Origin of the sequence: Palleronia abyssalis (assembly GCF_900302445.1) — a bacterium.
Taxonomy (GTDB): domain Bacteria; phylum Pseudomonadota; class Alphaproteobacteria; order Rhodobacterales; family Rhodobacteraceae; genus Palleronia; species Palleronia abyssalis.
Window position 1 is genome coordinate 111666 of sequence record NZ_ONZF01000006.1, and the last position, 15621, is coordinate 127286.

At 67.5% G+C, this 15621-nt stretch carries 18 protein-coding genes; 9 read left to right on the forward strand and 9 right to left on the reverse strand.

Annotation, left to right across the window (positions count from 1 at the left end; all coding sequences use genetic code 11):
- Positions 1-74 precede the first annotated feature (74 nt).
- Together panB and panC are read right to left on the reverse strand one after the other, a co-directional pair.
- A complete protein-coding gene (gene panB, locus PAA8504_RS13730) occupies positions 75-890 on the reverse strand; it encodes a 3-methyl-2-oxobutanoate hydroxymethyltransferase (RefSeq protein ID WP_108894763.1) in 816 nt (271 codons plus the stop codon).
- Positions 887-1747, reverse strand: a complete 861-nt coding sequence (gene panC / locus PAA8504_RS13735) for a pantoate--beta-alanine ligase (RefSeq protein WP_108894764.1) — start codon at positions 1745-1747, stop codon at positions 887-889. The genes panB and panC overlap by 4 nt, the downstream gene beginning before the upstream one ends.
- A gap of 168 nt (positions 1748-1915) precedes the next feature.
- On the opposite strand from panC, the gene PAA8504_RS13740 reads away from it, so the two are divergent.
- Both PAA8504_RS13740 and rpsD read left to right on the forward strand, forming a co-directional pair.
- Positions 1916-3034 carry a Hint domain-containing protein gene (locus tag PAA8504_RS13740; protein ID WP_181375802.1) on the forward strand — a complete coding sequence of 373 codons (1119 nt, stop codon included), beginning with the start codon at positions 1916-1918 and terminating at the stop codon, positions 3032-3034.
- Between the two features lie 133 nt (positions 3035-3167).
- Positions 3168-3788 carry a 30S ribosomal protein S4 gene (gene rpsD, locus PAA8504_RS13745; RefSeq protein ID WP_108894766.1) on the forward strand — a complete coding sequence of 207 codons (621 nt, stop codon included), beginning with the start codon at positions 3168-3170 and terminating at the stop codon, positions 3786-3788.
- 66 nt (positions 3789-3854) lie between these two features.
- Here the strand turns inward: rpsD and PAA8504_RS13750 are convergent, their stop codons facing one another.
- Complete coding sequence (locus PAA8504_RS13750; RefSeq protein ID WP_108894767.1) at positions 3855-4271, reverse strand: ion channel; 417 nt, start codon at positions 4269-4271, stop codon at positions 3855-3857.
- A 92-nt stretch (positions 4272-4363) separates the two neighbouring features.
- Here PAA8504_RS13750 and PAA8504_RS13755 point away from each other — a divergent pair, with 92 nt between their 5' ends.
- The 4 genes from PAA8504_RS13755 to PAA8504_RS13770 all read left to right on the forward strand — a co-directional run bounded on the left by PAA8504_RS13755 (position 4364) and on the right by PAA8504_RS13770 (position 7798).
- The gene (locus PAA8504_RS13755) at positions 4364-5140 is read left to right on the forward strand and encodes an SDR family NAD(P)-dependent oxidoreductase (RefSeq protein WP_108894768.1); all 777 of its coding nucleotides are present in this window, start codon (positions 4364-4366) and stop codon (positions 5138-5140) included.
- Positions 5141-5208: 68 nt separating this feature from the next.
- Positions 5209-6297, forward strand: a complete 1089-nt coding sequence (gene hisC, locus PAA8504_RS13760; RefSeq protein ID WP_108894769.1) for a histidinol-phosphate transaminase — start codon at positions 5209-5211, stop codon at positions 6295-6297.
- Complete coding sequence (locus PAA8504_RS13765) at positions 6294-7037, forward strand: extensin-like domain-containing protein (RefSeq protein ID WP_306419531.1); 744 nt, start codon at positions 6294-6296, stop codon at positions 7035-7037. Before hisC ends, PAA8504_RS13765 begins: the two co-directional genes overlap by 4 nt.
- A 113-nt stretch (positions 7038-7150) precedes the next feature.
- A complete protein-coding gene (locus PAA8504_RS13770) occupies positions 7151-7798 on the forward strand; it encodes a sugar transferase (protein ID WP_108894770.1) in 648 nt (215 codons plus the stop codon).
- Between the two features lie 4 nt (positions 7799-7802).
- Here PAA8504_RS13770 and modC read toward each other — a convergent pair whose 3' ends face one another.
- Genes modC through PAA8504_RS13790 form a run of 4 tightly spaced genes read right to left on the reverse strand, consistent with a single transcriptional unit; the run spans position 7803 to position 10703 of the window.
- Positions 7803-8876 (reverse strand): molybdenum ABC transporter ATP-binding protein, encoded by a 1074-nt coding sequence (gene modC, locus PAA8504_RS13775; protein WP_108894771.1) that lies wholly within the window; start codon positions 8874-8876, stop codon positions 7803-7805.
- A complete protein-coding gene (gene modB, locus PAA8504_RS13780; protein ID WP_108894772.1) occupies positions 8873-9556 on the reverse strand; it encodes a molybdate ABC transporter permease subunit in 684 nt (227 codons plus the stop codon). Before modB ends, modC begins: the two co-directional genes overlap by 4 nt.
- Entirely contained in the window at positions 9553-10302 is a 750-nt protein-coding gene (gene modA / locus PAA8504_RS13785) for a molybdate ABC transporter substrate-binding protein (RefSeq protein WP_108894773.1), read from the reverse strand. The genes modB and modA overlap by 4 nt, the downstream gene beginning before the upstream one ends.
- A gap of 38 nt (positions 10303-10340) precedes the next feature.
- Positions 10341-10703 carry a winged helix-turn-helix domain-containing protein gene (locus tag PAA8504_RS13790; RefSeq protein ID WP_108894774.1) on the reverse strand — a complete coding sequence of 121 codons (363 nt, stop codon included), beginning with the start codon at positions 10701-10703 and terminating at the stop codon, positions 10341-10343.
- 109 nt (positions 10704-10812) lie between these two features.
- Between PAA8504_RS13790 and PAA8504_RS13795 the strand changes: the two genes are divergently transcribed.
- The 3 genes from PAA8504_RS13795 to PAA8504_RS13805 all read left to right on the forward strand — a co-directional run bounded on the left by PAA8504_RS13795 (position 10813) and on the right by PAA8504_RS13805 (position 14102).
- Positions 10813-11877, forward strand: coding sequence for a DUF475 domain-containing protein (locus PAA8504_RS13795; RefSeq protein WP_108894849.1), 1065 nt, complete (start codon positions 10813-10815; stop codon positions 11875-11877).
- A gap of 31 nt (positions 11878-11908) precedes the next feature.
- Entirely contained in the window at positions 11909-12391 is a 483-nt protein-coding gene (locus PAA8504_RS13800) for a CIA30 family protein (RefSeq protein ID WP_108894775.1), read from the forward strand.
- A 61-nt stretch (positions 12392-12452) separates the two neighbouring features.
- Positions 12453-14102 (forward strand): BCCT family transporter, encoded by a 1650-nt coding sequence (locus PAA8504_RS13805; protein ID WP_108894776.1) that lies wholly within the window; start codon positions 12453-12455, stop codon positions 14100-14102.
- A 264-nt stretch (positions 14103-14366) separates the two neighbouring features.
- Here PAA8504_RS13805 and PAA8504_RS13810 read toward each other — a convergent pair whose 3' ends face one another.
- Complete coding sequence (locus tag PAA8504_RS13810) at positions 14367-14786, reverse strand: acyl-CoA thioesterase (protein ID WP_108894777.1); 420 nt, start codon at positions 14784-14786, stop codon at positions 14367-14369.
- Positions 14787-14789: 3 nt separating this feature from the next.
- Positions 14790-15611, reverse strand: coding sequence for an inositol monophosphatase family protein (locus PAA8504_RS13815; protein ID WP_108894778.1), 822 nt, complete (start codon positions 15609-15611; stop codon positions 14790-14792).
- Positions 15612-15621: the final 10 nt, after the last annotated feature.

The following is a 15621-nucleotide window of genomic DNA, read 5'->3' on the forward strand; positions in this document are numbered from 1 at the left end:
ACGTTTGGTTGCAATCGCAAATCGAGGCGACAATCATACCCGTTAAGGATGTATCTGCCCTGCCCGTGCAACACTTAACGGTAAACGTGATCCTCTCCCGGGAAAGTCCTGCTGCGTACCTCGTCCGAGTAGCTCTTGACCGCCTGTTCGATCTGGTCCCCCAGCTGTCCATAGACCTTCACGAATTTCGGCGGCCGGTCTCCCAGCCCCAGCATGTCTTCCAGGACCAGAATCTGCCCGTCGCAGGCCGCACTGGCGCCGATGCCGATGGTGGGGATCGAAACAGCCTCGGTGATCTTCTGCGCCAGCGGCTCGACCACGCCTTCGACCACCACTGCGAAAGCCCCGGCCTCGGCCACGGCCTGCGCATCCGCGATATGCAGATCCCAGGTGTCCTCGTCCCTGCCTTGGGTGCGGAAGCCGCCCATGACGTGACTGGATTGCGGGGTCAGGCCGATATGGGCCATCACAGGCACCCCGCGTTCGGTCAGGAAGCGGATCGTCTCGGCCATGCGCTTGCCGCCTTCCAGCTTCACCGCGCCGCACTGGGTTTCTTTCATGATCTGGGCGGCGTTGCGGAACGCCACGCCCGGGCTTTCCTCGTAGCTGCCGAAGGGCATGTCCACGACGACCAGCGCGCGCTTCGTGCCGCGCACCACGGCGCGTCCATGCATGATCATCAGGTCCAGCGGCACGCCCACCGTCGTCTCCATCCCGTGCATGACCATCCCGAGGCTGTCGCCTACCAGGATGAAATCGGCATGCCGGTCGACGATTGCGGCGGTGTGCGCGTGATACGAGGTCAGCGAGACGATGGGATCGCCGCCCTTCCGCGCCGCGATCTGGGGAACCGTGATACGGCGGACGGGTGCGGGTCGTTCGGTGCTCATGCTTGGGCCTCCGGTGGGTGGGCAACGATGTTGTCGATCAGTAGCACGTCGCCGAAACGGACGGCCACCAGGATGACGACGGGATCGATGGGCGGGCCGTCCACCTGCCCCAGCGAGGCCGCATCGCGCACGTCGACCGACCGGATGTCGGCCGCCTGGGAGGTGGCGATTTGCGCGCGTACGGTCCGGCGGGCATGGGCCACGCTCTCGCCCGCGGCGATGGCCGCCTGCCCATCTTGCAGCGCGGCGAACAGAACAGGCGCAGCGGCGCGATCCGCTTTCGCCAACCGCACGTTGCGCGAGGACATGGCCAGACCGTCCGTTTCGCGCACGATGGGCACGCCGGTAACCTCGACCGGGATGTCCAGGTCGCGCACGAAGCGGCGGATCACGGTCAGTTGCTGGTAATCCTTCTGTCCGAAGAACGCCCGGTGGGGCTGGGCCAGGTTGAACAGCTTGGTGACCACCGTTGCCACGCCGCGGAAATGGCCGGGCCTCAGACGCCCGATCAGGATCCGCGACAGGCGCGACGGCTCGACGATGGTCTCGGCGTCGGGGGCATACATCTCGTCCGGGCCGGGCAAGAATACGGCGTCCACCCCCGCGGCCTCCAGCATCGCCAGATCCCGGTTGGTATCGCGCGGATAGCTGGCCAGATCCTCGTTCGGGCCGAATTGCGTGGGGTTGACGAAGATCGTCACGATCACGCAGTCGCAGGCCGCCTGCGCCGCCGCCACCAGCGCCATATGGCCGTCATGCAGATAGCCCATCGTGGGCACCAGACCTACCGTCGCGCGATCGGCGCCCAGCCGGACCCGGGCTTCCCTCAGTTCGGGTTTCGTGCGGCAGATGATCATCGGCGGCCCTCCTCGACCGCTCGATATAAGTCCCGTGCCGCAAGGCCAAGGGTGTGGACGTGCGGTCACGTCGGGCCATCGCGTGCCCCCGCCTGCTTGGTGACAAGGCCGCCGGCATGTTATCCACAGGCCGAACAGCGGCACCAGACCGCCAGAGAGGCAGCAGGCATGAACGCGCAGACGGGCTTTCGCGGCACGTATGTCATGGCATGGTCCCAGATCCGGATCGACGGTCTGGCCGGCCTGCCCGTCGCTGCGCTCGAGCCCGGTGTCGAATGGCGCTGGCAGGGCGACGCGCAGCGGATCGACGGCGCCTCAAGCATCCTGACCCTGACCGATCCTGTGGGCGGACAGGCCCTGCGCCGCCACGCGGGGCGCGCCGCCGCTAGGCTTTTAAAGCGCGCGCAGGTCCATGTGGATCCGGCCGAACTGGACGAAATCGACGCCACGGCCATCGGGACCCAGTTCGCCCTGACCGACGGCCGCCGGGTGTTCGAGGCCGCGCTGTTGCATCTGACCTCCAGCGCGCGGCCCCTGATTGTCTTCACCGACCACCTGCCGCCGGCGAACGTCACCCTGACCGTTCTGCGCGGGCCCGCCCCCCTTCGGCCTGCGGACGCCCCCGCGGACGTCATCTGCTTCACCCCCGGCACGGTCCTGGCCACGAAACGGGGTCCAAAGACCGTCGAGGCGCTGCGGATCGGGGACATGATCCAGACGCGCGACAATGGGTATCAACCGCTTATGTGGGTCGGCACGCGCCCCATCTCGGGCGCACGGCTTCACGTCATGCCCAACTTGCGCCCGATCCGCGTACCCTCGGGCGCCTTCACCCCGGGCGACCCGCGCGGCGATCTGGTGATCTCGCCCCGGCACCGGGTGCTGCTGCGGGGACAGGCAGCGCAGGCCCTGTTCAACCAGCCCGAGGTTCTGGTCGCCGCGCGCGACCTTGTTGGCCACCGCGGGATCCACGTGGACCGGAAGATCGCGCAACTGACCTATGTCCACCTGATGCTGCCCCGGCACGAGATCGTCTGGGCCAACGGTGTCGCCACCGAAAGCTTCCACCCGGCCCATACGTGCCTGTCAGAAATTCCCGATGACCAGCGCGCGCATCTTTTCGACGCGATGCCGGACCTTGCACAGGACCCCGCCCGCTACGGCCCCGAGGCGCGGCGGATGCTGTCGCCCGCCGAGGCGCAGATCCTGCTGCACGACGGTGAGGGGCGGCAGGCCCTCCGGCGCGCGGCACAGGGCTGCTTGACACCGCCCGCGCGGGCCGTATAAGGCGCGCTTCATTGGTGTTGGTGGCCCCCGCAAGGGGATGCCTGTCGGGGGACCCACCCCAGAGGACAACGCCCTTCATAGCGGCCAGCCCAGACCACCCGCGCGGGCCGCGTCCAACGAAGGAGATCAGACGGTGACCAAACGCACCTCTGCCAAGTACAAGATCGATCGCCGCATGGGCGAGAACATTTGGGGCCGCCCCAAATCCCCCGTCAACCGCCGCGAATACGGCCCCGGCCAGCACGGCCAGCGCCGCAAGGGCAAGATTTCCGATTTCGGTCTTCAGCTGCGCGCCAAGCAGAAGCTGAAAGGCTATTACGGCGACCTGACGGAAAAGCAGTTCCGCAAGATTTATGCCGAGGCCGAGCGTCGCCGCGGTGACACCGGTGAAATCCTCATCGGTCTGCTCGAGCAGCGTCTGGACGCCGTCGTCTACCGCGCGAAGTTCGTCGCCACCGTGTTCGCCGCCCGCCAGTTCGTGAACCACGGCCACGTCACGGTCAACGGCAAGCGCGTCAACATCCCCTCCTACCAGGTCAAGGAAGGCGACGTGATCGAGGTGCGCCAGAAGTCCAAGCAGCTGGCCTCCGTCATCGAGGCCACCCAACTGGCCGAGCGTGACGTGCCCGACTACCTCGAAGTCGACCATTCGAAGATGACCGCGACCTTCACCCGCACCCCGGCCCTGGGCGACGTGCCCTACCCGGTGCAGATGGAACCGAACCTGGTCATCGAATACTACGCGCAGAACTGATCGCTGCGCCTTGCGATGCCGAAAGGCCGTCCCAAGTCGGGGCGGCCTTTTTCGTTGCTGCCCCGATTACCGGCGGAACGCCTTTTCCCAGACGGTGAACAGGAACGTCGCGCTCCACGTGATCAGCATGAACCCCAGAAGCGACTGGACCATGCCGACCATCCGGATTGGGCCGCGTGCGTCGATATCGGCATACCCCAGCGTCGCGAAGGACATGCCCGAAAAATATATCAGGTCGTTGAACGTCCCGTCGAACGTCCCTTCCAGGGCCCCGAACCGGCCGGTGGACAGAAGGCCGGCATAGACCCCCGCAAAGGCCAGGATCTCGCTGAGGTGGATGGCCAGAAGGCCCAGGAACGCCACGCTGAGCGTTCGGTTGGGCCGTGTCCCATCCTGTCCCGAAAGCCGGTCCAGCGCACGCAGGGCGAACAAGTGATAGACCCCCACCAAGGCCGCGAGAAGGGTCGCCACGATCAATGCCATCTCGTCTCCGTCAGTTGGTCGGTGCGGAACGTGTGGCGGCCACCGCCGTTTGGCAAGCAACACCGATGCCAATCTTCCGGAAGGAGACTGCCATGCCCCCTCTCGCCCTCGTCACCGGTGCCTCGTCCGGGATCGGCCGCGAACTCGCCCGCATCCATGCCGAGAAAGGCGGCGACCTCATCGTCACCGCCCGGCGTGAGGACCGCCTGTCGGAGCTGAAAAAGGAGCTTGAGACCGCCCACGGTGTCACGGTCCATGTCATTGCCATGGACATCTCTGGTGAGGACGGGGCCCGCGCGCTTTATGCCGCGATTCAGGATCGGGGTCTGTCTCCCGACATCCTGATCAACAACGCCGGCAACGGAGGCCAGGGCAAGTTCATCGAACGCGAGCTGGAGCTGGACCTCTTCATGGTCGACCTCAACATCAAGACGATGGTCACGCTGTGTCACCTGATCGGGGCGGACATGGTCCGGCGCGGCTCAGGGCGGATCCTGAACCTGGGATCGACCGCGGGGTTCATTCCGGGGCCGAAGCAGGCCACCTATTTCGCCTCGAAAGCCTTCGTCAATTCGTTCACCATGGCGCTGGATCAAGAGATGCGCCCCAAGGGGGTCACCTGCACCGTCCTCGCCCCGGGCTACGTCGAAACCGAGTTCGCCGACCGCGCCGACATGCACGGCACCACCATGGTCAAGATGGGCGGCAACAACCCCCGCGATGTCGCGACCAAGGGGTACGACGCGATGATGAAGGGCCAGCTGGTGAAGATCGACAAGGCGGCGCTGGCGTTCGGGCTGCGGTTCGCCGTACCCTTCCTGCCCCGCCGGATGCTTCTGAAAATCTCCGAGCGCAGCCAGTCGAAGTGACGCGCGAGGTTCCACTAGCCCAGCGTGCCACACCCCGTTAAGAGGAACGCCAGCAGGAGTTCCCCAAGATGTCCCACGCCATAGAACCGAAAGCCGGTGTCCTCCAGATTGCGCCCTATCAGGGCGGCGCCAGCAGCGTGCCGGGCGTGCGGGATGTCGTGAAACTTTCGTCGAACGAAAACCCCGCGGGTCCGCCCGAAGCGGCGCGGGGTGTGTTGCGCAAGGTCGAACACCTGCTGCACCGCTATCCGTCCACGGATCACGCAGAACTGCGCCGCGCCATCGGCGAGGTGCACGGCCTCGACCCCGAGCTGATCGTCTGCGGCGCAGGCTCGGACGAGCTGATCCATATGCTGTGTACCGCCTATACCGGCCCCGGGACCGAGGTCATCCATACCGAGCACGGGTTTTCCATGTATCGCCTGTCGACCCTCGCGGCCGGTGCGACGCCCATCTGCGTGCCCGAGCACGAGCGCAAGGTGGACGTGGACAGCATCCTTGACGCGGTGAACTTCCGCACGCGTCTGGTCTTCGTCGCCAACCCCGCCAACCCGACGGGCACGATGCTGGGCTCGAACGAGGTGGGACGGCTTGCTGCTGAACTGCCCGAGAACGTGCTGCTGGTCCTCGACGGGGCCTATGCCGAATATGTCGACGGTTACGACGGCGGCGCCAAGCTGGTGCAAAAGCGAGAGAACGTCGTGATGACGCGCACGTTTTCCAAGATCTACGCGCTGGGCGGCCTTCGCGTCGGCTGGGCATACGGTCCGCCCCACGTGATCGACGTGCTCAATCGCGTGCGCGGTCCGTTCAACCTTGGGACGCTGCAACTGGCGGCGGCCGAAGCTGCCGTGCGCGACCGCGACTTCGTCGAGAAAAGCCGGTCGGAAAACGCCCGGATGCGCACCTGGATGCAGAAGGCCCTGGCCGAGATCGGCGTGATGTCTGACACCTCGACCGCGAATTTCGTCCTGGCCCGCTTCGACAGCACCGAAGAGGCCGAGGCCTGCGACGATCACCTGCGCCGCGAGGGGCTTCTGGTCCGACGCGTTGGCGGTTACGGCCTGCCAAATTGCCTGCGCATCACCGTGGGCGACGAGGCGTCGTGCCGCCGGGTCGTCCACGCCATCGCCGCCTTCAAGGGTCAGGAGCAGTGATCCGCGGGCTGGCGGCGGCGGTCCTTCTGGGAACGCTCGCCCTGCCGGCCCACGCCGCCGCGCCCGAGGCCAGTCCCCGCCCGCTCCCGCGCGCCACCGCGCCCGAGGCCGTGGTCATCGCCGCCCTGCCCTCTTCGTTGCGCCCCGAAGCACGCCCCCAGAACCTGCGGCGCAAGGCGACGGTGGCACGGGTCGGCACACCCGACTACGCGCCCTCCGGCGTGCCCGGGGCCGTCTGCGGTCGCGAGGCGATCCGCGGCGTGCAAATCGCCGCGATCCCGGGCCGCCTCTCGGGCTGCGGCATCGGCAACCCCGTGCGCGTCAGCATGGTCGAGGGGGTTCGCCTCAGCCAGGCCGCGGTGATGGACTGCAACACGGCGCAGGCGCTAGCCGCGTGGGTCCGCGGCATCGCCCGCCCCGCGATCGGCGCGACCGGCGGCGGGCTGGCGGGCCTTCGGGTGGCGGCGCATTACAGCTGCCGCACGCGCAACAACCTGCCCGGGGCCAAGGTTTCCGAGCACGGGCGCGGTCGGGCCATCGACATCTCGGCCTTTCTCCTCGCCAACGGGGCCGAGCTTTCGGTGCTGCGCGACTGGTCGCGTGGAAGTTCGCTCAGGACCATCCACCGCGGCGCCTGCGGCCCCTTCGCCACCGTGCTGGGGCCCGATGCGGATCGGTTCCACCAAGATCACTTCCACCTGGATACCGCGCGGCGCAGCGGCGGTGCCTACTGCCGCTGAGGCCGGAAAATACCCGGCATTTTAGCCAAACCCCCAATTCCCTTTACCTTTTTACCTCGTGGTAAGCATTCGCACGCAGCGTCGCCGGAACCGATCATCCCGGAGCTGCCCCCATGTCGTTGATTCAGACCGACGCCCCCGCCATCCTGCCCACGCCCGGGCCGGAAACAGGAAAGCGTGCATTGGATCTGGTCTGTCTCGCGCTTGCGGCCCCCTTGGTGCTGCCGCTGATGGCGGCGATCTGGCTGGCGCTGTTGCTGACCGGCGGGCAACCGATCTTCCGGCAGGTACGGGTCGGCCGCGACGGCCAGCGGTTCACCATGTGGAAATTCCGATCCATGGTGCCCGACGCAGACGCCGCGCTCCGCCGCCTGTGCGCCGAAGACCAAGCCCGCGCGGCGGAGTGGCGCCTCCGCCAGAAGTTGAAAGACGACCCCCGCATCACGCGGCTTGGCCGCATCCTGCGCAAAACCAGCCTGGATGAGCTGCCTCAGCTGGTCAACGTACTGACGGGCGAGATGAGCCTTGTCGGCCCCCGCCCTTTCACCACCGATCAGGAACAGCTTTACCGCGATGCGGGCGGGCGAGCCTATTTTCGCATGCGCCCGGGGCTGACGGGGCTGTGGCAGGTCCATGGCCGCGACAGCACCGCGTTCGAGGATCGCGTCACCTATGACGAACGTTATTTCGGCACGCGCTCGCTGACCCTCGACCTGCGGGTCATGCTGCGGACTGCCACGGTCATGACGCGCGGCACCTGACGGGTCAGCCGCCCACGTCCTCTCGCGCCAGCGCCACGGTCTTGACGATCCCGGTGCAGGGTTGCCCGACCTCCAGCCCCATCGCCTGAGCCGACCGCCGCGTGACGCGCACCAGAAGCCGCCCGGCGGGGGTGTCAAGGGTGACGATCATCCCCGGCCCCTCGCCCTCTCGCAAGGCCGAAATGGTCCCCGGAAGCCGGTTCAGCGCCGAAAGCACGCCGGGATCACCGCGCGCCAGAACCACCTCATGCGCCGCGATGCGCACGCGCAGGGGCGATCCGGCGGGCCGGTCGACATGCGGCAGGAACAGCGGCACCCCGCCCGCATCCAGTTCGGTCAGCCCGTCCGGATGATGGGCCGCAATGCGCGTCTCGATCACGGCACCGATGGCGCGTACGCCGGTCGGCGCGACGCCTGGATCGCCCAGTACCTCGGCCGCGGGACCGATCCGCGCGACGCGGCCGTCTTCGACCGCGACCACAGTGGTGGCCAGCCGCGCAACCTCGGCCGCGTCATGGCTGACATACAGGATCGGCACGTCCGTCTCGTCCCTCAGACGCTCGAAATAGGGCAGGATCTCGGCCTTGCGGGCGGCATCCAGCGCCGCCATCGGCTCGTCCGCCAGCAGCATGCGCGGATCGGACAGAAGTGCGCGCCCGATGGCCACGCGCTGCTTTTCGCCCCCCGACAGCGCGCCGGGACGCCGGTCCAGCAGGTGCCCGATGCCCAGCATCTCGACCACGGGGGACAGGTCCATGCGCCGTGCCGCGAAGCGCCGCCCGTATCCCAGGTTCTGCCGCACGGTCATGTGCGGAAACAGCCGCCCCTCCTGGAAGATATAGCCCAGGCCGCGCCGCTCGGGGGGCAGGTCCTCGCGCGCGGCGCTGTCGAACAGCACGCGCCCCTGCAGCACGATCCGCCCCGCATCGGGCCGTGCCAGACCCGCGACCGCGTCGATCACGCTGGTCTTGCCCGACCCGGACCGCCCGAACAGCACCGTCAGTCCCCCCGGCGCATCGAACCCGATGTCCAGCGTGAAGCCAGGTCGGTCGCGGCGGATATGGACCGACAGGCTCATCGTCCCGCGATCCGCCGCGCCACCCGCGCCGACAGCCATTCCGAGACCAGAAGCGCCCCCATGGCCACGCCCACGGAGACGGCGACCAGCTTCAGTGCCTCGACCTCGCCGCCGGGCACTTGCAAGAAGGTGTAGATCGCGGTGGGCAGGGTCCGCGTCTCTCCGGGGATGTTGGAGACGAAAGTGATCGTCGCACCGAACTCGCCCATCGCCTTGGCGAAGGCCAGCACCGCGCCCGTCAGGATCCCCGGCAGGATCAGCGGCAGCGTGACCGTGACGAAGACCCACGCCCGCGGCGCCCCCAGTGTGCGTGCCGCATCCTCCAGCTTGGGGTCCACCGCCTCGATCGACAGGCGGATGGCGCGGACCATCAAGGGAAACGCCATGACCCCTGCCGCCAGCGCCGCCCCGGTCCAGCGGAAGGCGAACAGCGTGCCAATGGTCCCCAGCGGTCCCTGCGGGCCGAGCGCCAGAAGCAGCAAATAGCCCGTCACCACCGGCGGCAGGATCAGCGGCAGCAGGACCATTCCGTTCAGCACCTGCTTGCCCGGGAACGACCAGCGCGCCAGGGCGTGCGCCACGAACAGTCCCAGGGGCAGGCTGGCCACGGTCGCCCAGAACGACACCTTCAGCGACAGCCACAAGGCCGCCTGCGCTTCGGGGCCTAGCCAGAAGGTCACTCCAGCACCTCGAACCCCTCTGCGGCGAAGATCTCCGACGCCTCCGGGCCTTCGAGGTAATCGAGGAACGCGATGGCCCCATCCCCGCCCCCGTCGATCGCGGCCGCGGGATAGCGGATGGACGGGTGCAGCGCGGGGTCGAAGCGCGCCAGCACACGGACGCGCGGTTCAGCCGCCGCGTCCGTGGCATAGACGACGCCCAGCGGCGCCGCGCCGATCGCCACCAGCGCCAGCGCCGCGCGGACGTTGTCGACCTCGGCCACACGGGGGGCCAGCGCACCCCAGAGATCCAGCGCCTCGAACGCGGCGCGGCCGTAGATGCCCGCGGGCACCGCCTCGGTCAGGGCCATGGCAAGGCGCCCCGATCCCAGCCGGTCCAGCAGCCCCGCATCCAGCGCCACCTCGGGACCCGTGCGGCCGATCAGGACCAGCGCGTTGCCCAAAAGGTCGCGACGCGTACCGGGGATCACCCGATCAGCCACCGCGTCCATCCACTCGGAATTGGCCGAGACGAACACATCCGCCGGCGCCCCCGCCCCGATCTGGCGCGCCAGCGCCGAGGACCCGGCATAGACCAGCCGCAGATCGTAGCCCGTCGCCCCCTCGAACGCGGGCGCGGCGCGGTCCAGCGCGGTCTTGAGGCTGGAGGCCGCGAAGACGGTGACGGTCTGGGCCATCGCGGCGCCGGGCACCAGTAGGCACAGAAGGGCAACGCGCAGCATCAACAGGACGGGGGGACGGGACATGCGCAGACTGTCACCCCGGCGCGGGCGGACGGCAAGCGTTATTTTCCGCCGGACATATCGCCCAGAAGATCGGCCATCCGCGCCACCTCGGCGGCGCTGGCCTTTTCGGCGGCCGCCACCGCCCCCGCATAGGCATCGAGCACCGCGCGCCCCGTGTCCGTCACCTCGGCCCCGCCGCCTTTCGTGCCGCCCCGGGTCGAGATCACCACGGGCTCGCCGAACATCGCGTTCATCGTGTCGACAAGTTGCCACGCACGCTTGTAGCTCATGCCCATGGCGCGGCCCGCCGCGGCGATGGATCCCGTCTCGGAGATGCGGCGCAGCAGTTCGGCCTTGCCGGGGCCGACCATGCCGTGGCCGGGGAAGACAATACGCAGGCGAAGGACGGGCGGCTGAGACATGCGCGCCACCTTGCCGATGGCGGAACGCGGCGGCAAGCGGTGGGGGTGGGATGCAACCGGGCGCGGGATCGCGTATGTCCCGCAAATCGCCCCCGCAGGAAGGACGCCCATGGCACACGGGACCACACGATACTTCACCTGGGCCTTCGCGGTCACCGCCCTGGGCCTTCTGCTGTCGGTCTGGGTAGGGTGGAGCTTTACCGGAACCGTTCAGGGCACGTTGGGCATCTTCCTGATCTCGCTGATCCTCGCGGCGCTGGAAATTTCGCTCAGCTTCGACAACGCCATCGTCAACGCCAACGTCTTGAAACGCATGTCGCCCGTCTGGCAGCGCCGGTTCCTGACCTGGGGGATCCTGATCGCGGTCTTCGGGATGCGCATCATCTTCCCGGTCGCCATCGTCGCCATCGCCGCCGGAACGGGTCCGTGGTCCGCCGTGGTGCTGGCCGCCGAAAACCCCGCAGAATACGCCCGCATCATGGACGAGGCGCATCCCGACATCGCGGCCTTCGGCGGCACCTTCCTTTTGATGGTGGCGCTGTCCTTCTTCTTCGACCCCGAGAAAGAGGACCACTGGCTGGGCGGCCTGGAAAAGTTCGTCGCCCGCCACGGCGCAACCCGCGGGACCGACATGCTGGTCACGGTGGCGGTGCTTCTGGGCGTATCGCAGTTCTTTCCCGAGGCCGAGGCCGGGCGGTTCCTGACCATGGCGATGTGGGGCCTTCTGACCTATCTCGTCGTGCACGCGCTGGGCGAGGTCCTCGACAGTCGCGGTCCGGAAACGGTTGCCGCGGGCGGCGGTCTTGGCGCGTTCCTGTATCTGGAAATGCTGGACGCCAGCTTCTCGTTCGACGGGGTGATCGGTGCCTTCGCGCTGACGCAGAACCTGTTCGTCATCGCCATCGGTCTGGGGATCGGGGCGATGTATGTCCGTTCGATGACCATCATGCTGGTCGAGAAAGGGACACTGTCGGAATACCGGTTCCTGGAACACGGGGCGTTCTATGCGATTCTCGTCTTGGCGGTCATCATGTTCCTTCAGCCGCTGATGCACATCCCCGAGGTGGTGACCGGGGGCCTTGGCATCGCGCTGATCGCGGCGGCGCTGATGTCTTCGATCCGGTGGAACCGCAAGAAGATCGCCCTCGACGCGGCCGCCCCCGAGGCGGGGTGACCGCTGCGCGCCGCGCGCTAGGTCGCGCGGCATGGAACACGTTATCTTCGACGCCGAAACTGAGCGCCCCGACGGGTGGGAGATGGTCTCGGACCGGGTTATGGGCGGCGTCAGCAACGGCGCGCTGGCGGTCGAACAGGTCGGCGGGCGTCCAGCGCTGCACCTGACCGGCACGGTCCGCCTGGAAAACGACGGCGGCTTTCTTCAGATGGCCCGCGATCTGGACCCGGCGGACGGCTGGGACGGAATGTCCCTGACCGTCTTCGGCAATGGCGAGTCATACAACCTGCACTTGCGCACCCAAGACCTGTCGCGCCCCTGGCAATCCTTCCGCGCGACCTTCACGGCGCCCGCCGCGTGGACCACCCACCGCATCGCCTTCGCCGATCTGACGCCCCACCGGACCGACGCCAGCTTCGACCCCAAGGCCCTGTCCCGCATGGGTCTGGTTGCCATCGGGCGGGCGTTTCGGGCCGACCTGGCGCTGGCCCATGCGAGCCTTTGGCGGCGGTAAAGCCTGTCCCCCCGGCCAAACGCCCTATGTCGCAAGGCTGTTATTGTTCGGAGTGCCAGACATGAACAGCCTCGCCAAGCGCCTGGGCTTAAGGACCGATCCCACGATTTTCTTCGTCTCTGCCGCCATCATGATCGTGGCGGTGGTCGCCCTGTCGGTCTTTCCCGGCCCCATCGGCACCGCGTTCGAGGGCGCGCGTGGCTGGATCGTCGCAAAGCTGGGCTGGTTCTTCATCCTGGGCGTGAACGTGTGGCTGGGGTTCTTGCTGTTCGCCGCGTTCTCCTCCTACGGGCATATCAAGCTGGGCGGGCCGGACGCGAAGCCCGAGTACAACAACCTCAGCTGGTTCACGATGCTGTTCGCGGGCGGCATCGGCACGGTCCTGATGTTCTGGGGCGTGGCCGAGCCGATCTCGCATTTCTCCACCCCGCCGGTCGCGGGGGTCGAGCCCTTCAGCCCCGAGGCCGCGAACGACGCCATCGCCATCGCGAACTATCACCTGGCACTGCACACCTGGACGATCTTCGCGCTGCCGGGTCTGGCCTTCGCTTATTGCATCTATCGCTACCACCTGCCGGTGCGCGTCAGCTCGGTCTTCTGGCCGCTGCTGGGCGAGCGGATCAACGGCCCCATCGGCAAGACCATCGACATCTTCGCCGTTCTGGGCACCGTGTTCGGGGTGGCGGTCTCGCTGGGCCTGGGCACCAGCCAGATCGCCGCGGGGCTGGAATCGCTGTTCGGCTGGCCCGACGGCACGCCCCTTCGGCTGGCGATCCTTGGCGTGCTGACATGCGTCGCCGTGACCTCGATCGTGGCGGGGCTGGATCGGGGCGTGAAGCTTCTGTCGAACATCAATATCGGCATGGCCGTCGGGCTGATGATCTTCATCCTGATCACCGGATCGACCCTGTTCCTGCTGCGGGGCATCGTTCAGACCTTCGGGATCTACGTTACCAACCTGCCGCGCTTCGCCTTCTGGAACGACATGATGGCCGGCTACCTGCCCGCCACCGATGACTGGGGCTGGCAAGGGTCTTGGACGGTGTTCTACTGGGCGTGGACCGTCACCTGGTCGCCCTTCATCGGCCTGTTCGTCGCGCGTATCTCCAAGGGGCGGACGATCCGCGAGTTCGTGCTGGGCGTACTGTTCGCGCCGTCGATCTTCACCATCGTGTGGTTCTCGATCTTCGGCTGGGCCGCCATGGGCATCGACGGCATCGGCGAGGAGATGCGCCAGCAACTGGGCGCGGATGCCGGACGCATCTCGGAAGCGGTATCCAACAGCGTGCCGCTGGCGATGTTCGCCTTCCTCGAAAGCTTCCCGCTCACCAGCTTCGTGCAGGGCGTGGCCATCGTGATCGTGGCAATCTTTTTCGCCACCTCGTCGGACTCGGCCTCGCTGGTCGTCGACATGCTGTGTTCAGGCGAACCCGAAGCAGGCCCCGTGCGCCAGCGCCTGTTCTGGGGCCTGGCCGAAGGGGGCGTCGCCGCGGCACTGATGATCCTGGCGGGCGACGAGGCCCTGAACGCGCTACAACAGGTCATCACCGTGATCGGCCTGCCGATCTTCGTGCTGGTTTGCCTGATGGTGGTGTCGATGATCGTCGCCTTCAGCCGCGAGACGATCGAACGGGTCGAGATCCACGCCCCAGACCGCCCCGATTTCGCGCGCGACCCGGACGCAACGGACGGCGGGTCCACCCGGTCTTAACCCTCGCGCGGGCATATCCCGTCCCGCGCGCAGATCGACCTACAGCGAGACTTCGGAAGGGCTTGTCCGGCCTGGCAATCGGACCCGCCTGTCCCAAAGTTTCACCGGTGGAACGAAAGGCCGGGGGTGACGCCCCGTCCGAACCATTCTCGCAAACGATCTATGGCGGCGCCGCCACCTTCGATCACATTGCAGATGAAATGCGGATGACAGCCCGGCACCGATGCGGTGACCGGGCCCGTCCCGCATGGGCTGACATGGGGCCTATCGCAAGGCTTCCAGCACGTCCCGCGCCGCGTCGGGGATCGGGGCCTTCTTCCGCGTCTGCCGGTCCACGTTCACGTGAACGAAGAAACCCTCGGCGGCGGCTGTGTCCGCCTCGCCCCCGAACAGACCAATCTCGTAGCGCACGGACGACCGTCCCAGATGCGCCACCCGCAGACCGGCCGTCACGACCTCGGGAAAAGACAGTGGCGCGAAATAGCGGCAGCCCGATTCCACCACCAGGAACACCGTGTCGCCCGTATGGGGATCCAGCACGCCCGTCTCGACCAGATGCGCGTTCACCGCGGTGTCGAACAGCTGGTAATGCACCGTGTTGTTCAGATGGCCGTAGATGTCGTTGTCGAACCACCGCGTGGGCATGTCCCGCAGCAGGCGATAGTCGGCGCGCGTTTCCGGCATGGCTCAGCCCCCCTGAAACGTGGTGCGAAGGGTGGTCAGACGGCTTTCGGCACACGCCGCCAGAAGCACCTGATCGGCGCGCCCCGGATCATAGGGCGTGCCGTCCAGCGTGCCCCAGGCGCCCCCTGCCTCGGCCACGATCAGCTGGCCGGCCAAGTGGTCCCACGGCTTCGACTGCGCCGCCATCACCCAATCGACATGCCCCGCCGCCAGCATCCGGTATTCGTGCAGCGAACAGCGTAGGGACTGCACGCGAGAGAATCGCGGCATCAGCCCCGCCAGCACCTGCTTGATGGGTCCGTCGAAGAGACCCAGGGGCAGGTATCCCGTTTCCTCCTGCGGGGCGCGGGGGGCGCGCGTGTGAAGGGGTGTGACGCTGCCGTCCCGAATAAACCGGGCACCCTGCCCTTCGGCCGCCACCATCCAGTCGTCCATCACCGGATCGTACAGAAGCCCCCAGATCGTCCGCCCGCCCTGCCGCACGGCAAGGATGACCCCGAACAGGGCCAGCCCGTGGGCGAAGTTCCATGTCCCGTCGATGGGGTCGATCACGACCGACAGGCCGTCGCCCTTCAACGCAGTCAGAAGCGAGGGGTCGTCCTCGACCGCTTCCTCGCCCACCAGCGCCGCGCCGGGCAGGATGTCCAACAGCCGTATGCCCAGCGCCTTTTCCGCGGCGCGGTCGGCCACGGTGACCAGATCCTCGGGGCCGGTCTTGGTGTCGATTTCCGACGGCTTCAGGCTGCGAAATCGCGGCAGGATCTCGGTCCGTGCGACGTCGCGCACCGCCCCGACGATGGCGGCCTCGGTCGTTTGGTCGATCATGTCATATCCC